This is a genomic window from uncultured Rhodococcus sp., from assembly GCF_963525155.1.
GTDB classification, from domain to species: Bacteria; Actinomycetota; Actinomycetes; order Mycobacteriales; family Mycobacteriaceae; genus Rhodococcus_F; species Rhodococcus_F qingshengii.
Genome location: NZ_CAURKP010000329.1, coordinates 1 through 2,761 on the forward strand (window position 1 = coordinate 1; position 2,761 = coordinate 2,761).

The window sequence follows — 2,761 nt, forward strand, 5'->3', positions numbered from 1 at the left end:
GAGCCAGGGCATCCTGTTCATCCTCGTGTTCGGTGCCGCCACCGACTACGCGCTGCTTCTGGTCTCTCGCTATCGGGAAGAGTTGCGGATCGAGAAGGACAAGTACGCAGCAATGCGCACTGCGTGGCGCGCGACGCTCGAACCCGTCGCGGCGTCTGCCGGAACGGTCATCGCGGGCGTTCTGTGCCTGTTGCTCTCCGACCTGAACTCGAACCGCGGACTCGGTCCGGTGGCCGCCATCGGTATCGCCGCGTCCTTCCTCGCGTCGATGACGTTCCTACCCGCTGTCCTCGTTCTGTTCGGGCGGACTGCGTACTGGCCGACCAAGCCGAAGTTCGATGCCGACCGCGAGCACCACGACGAGGCGAACGATCACCGGTTCTGGGCCGGGCTCGCTGCTCGAATCGGTAGGCATCCGCGCCGCTTCTGGGTGGCGTCGACGCTGGTGCTGGTGATCTTCGCGCTGATGATGCCGCAGTTCAAAGCCAGCGGTGTCTCTTCGTCCGACATCTTCTTGCTCGACGTCGATTCGGTTGCAGGCCAGGAGATTCTCGGCGAGCACTTCGACGCGGGTTCGGGTTCACCGGCCGTGGTCATCGCGAATGCGGATCAGGTGGACGCCGTTGCGGCAGCCAGTCGCGTGGAGGGCGTCAGCGACGTGAGCGTCGTGCAGAACGGCGGAGCCCAACTGGTTGTCGACGGACGAGTCTCCCTGCAGGCGACCTTGACTGACGCTGCCGACTCACTCGAGGCCGAAGACACCATCGTGCGGCTACGTGATGCAGTTCACTCCGTGGACGGCGCCGACGCGTTGGTCGGTGGCGTCACTGCGACCGACCTCGACACGAAGACCACCTCGACACGGGACCGGACACTCATCATTCCCGTGGTGATCATCGTGGTGTTCGTGATTCTCTCCTTGTTGCTGCGTTCGCTTCTCGCACCGCTGCTTCTCATGGGCACCGTTGTGCTCTCGTTTGCTGCGACACTGGGCATTTCGTCGCTGGTGTTCGACCACGTCTTCGGGTTCCCCGGCGCGGATCCGGTGGTCCCGCTGTTTGCGTTCGTGTTCCTCGTGGCCCTGGGAATCGACTACAACATCTTCCTCATGACGAGGGTGCGTGAGGAAGCGCTGAAGATCGGCACTCGGGCGGGTGCGCTGCGGGGACTCACCGTGACCGGCGGGGTGATCACCTCTGCCGGAGTTGTTCTGGCAGCAACCTTCTCGGCGTTGGCGGTGATCCCGCTGTTGTTCCTCGCGCAGATCGCGTTCATCGTGGCGTTCGGTGTCCTGCTCGACGCTCTGATCGTCCGATCCTTGCTGGTCCCGGCCCTGACCTACGACATCGGTCAGAAGATCTGGTGGCCGAGCAAGCTCGCGTCGACGCCCGAACCGGAGCAGGATCAGCCAGCACCTTCCCAGCCTCAGAGCAGTCTCCACTAGGCTCGGCAGCATGCAGTCTTGGTCCGATACCGCACTCCCGTCCGTTCCCGGTCAGGGGCCGCCGTTGCGGCTGTACGACACAGCCGACCGTCAGGTTCGCCCCGTCACCCCGGGCGAGAAGGCGACGATGTACGTCTGCGGCATCACCCCGTACGACGCCACCCACCTCGGTCACGCGGCCACCTACCTCACGTTCGACCTCGTGAACCGCATCTGGCGCGACGCCGGACACGATGTCCACTACGTCCAGAACGTGACCGACGTGGACGACCCGCTGTTCGAGCGCGCAAATCGCGACGGCGAGGACTGGATCGTCCTCGGCATGCGTGAGACCGCGCTCTTCCGGGAGGACATGGAAGCGCTGCGTGTGCTTCCGCCGAAGGACTACATCGGCGCCGTCGAATCGGTGAACGAAGTAGTCGAGTTGGTGGAGAAGTTCGTGGCGTCCGGCGCCGCGTACATCGTCGACGACGCGGAGTTCCCCGACGTCTACTTCCGTGCCGACGCGACCGAGCAGTTCGGCTACGAGTCGGGCTACGACCGCGCGACGATGGAGAAGTTCTTTGCCGAACGCGGCGGAGATCCCGATCGCGTCGGAAAGCGCAATCCGCTCGACGCTCTCGTCTGGCGTGCGGAGCGTCCGGGCGAGCCCTCGTGGCCCTCACCCTTCGGAGCGGGGCGCCCCGGCTGGCACATCGAATGCGCGGCCATTGCACTCAACCGCATCGGCTCCGGCTTCGACGTCCAGGGCGGTGGCAGCGATCTGATCTTCCCGCACCACGAGTTCTCGGCTGCGCATGCCGAATCGGCAACGGGTGATCGCCGTTTCGCGCGGCACTATGTGCACACCGGCATGATCGGTCTCGACGGCGAGAAGATGTCGAAGAGTCGCGGAAACCTGGTCTTCGTCTCCAAGCTGCGCGGCGAGGGGGTGGACCCAGCGGCAATCCGCCTCGGACTTCTGTCCGGCCACTACCGCCAGGATCGCGCGTGGACCGATCAGGTCCTCGCGGATGCTCAGTCGCGCCTGAAGGTGTGGCGCGAGGCAGCAGCTCTCGATTCCGCGCCGTCTGCCACCGACACTGTTGCGCGTTTGCGTCAGCACCTGGCCGACGATCTCGACACCCCGAAGGCGCTCGACGCGCTCGACGGTTGGGCCCGCCGCGCCATCGAGGGCGGCGGATCCGACACGCAGGCACCCGGCGAGTTCGCCGATGCCGTTGACGCCCTACTGGGTATTTCGCTTCGCTGAACCCCTGCTGTGCGCCGTTATTAAACGCCCGCGGGTAATAAAGGCGCACAGCAGTTTATATGGGG

At 65.0% G+C, this 2,761-nt stretch carries 2 protein-coding genes; both read left to right on the forward strand.

Going from position 1 to position 2,761, the window contains the following annotated elements:
• The coding region (locus tag RWT78_RS29025; protein ID WP_314682906.1) for an MMPL family transporter at positions 1–1,444 on the forward strand (1,444 nt) is incomplete at its 5' end.
• A 10-nt stretch (positions 1,445–1,454) separates the two neighbouring features.
• The gene (gene mshC / locus RWT78_RS29030) at positions 1,455–2,696 is read left to right on the forward strand and encodes a cysteine--1-D-myo-inosityl 2-amino-2-deoxy-alpha-D-glucopyranoside ligase (RefSeq protein WP_314682908.1); all 1,242 of its coding nucleotides are present in this window, start codon (positions 1,455–1,457) and stop codon (positions 2,694–2,696) included.
• Positions 2,697–2,761 lie beyond the last annotated feature (65 nt).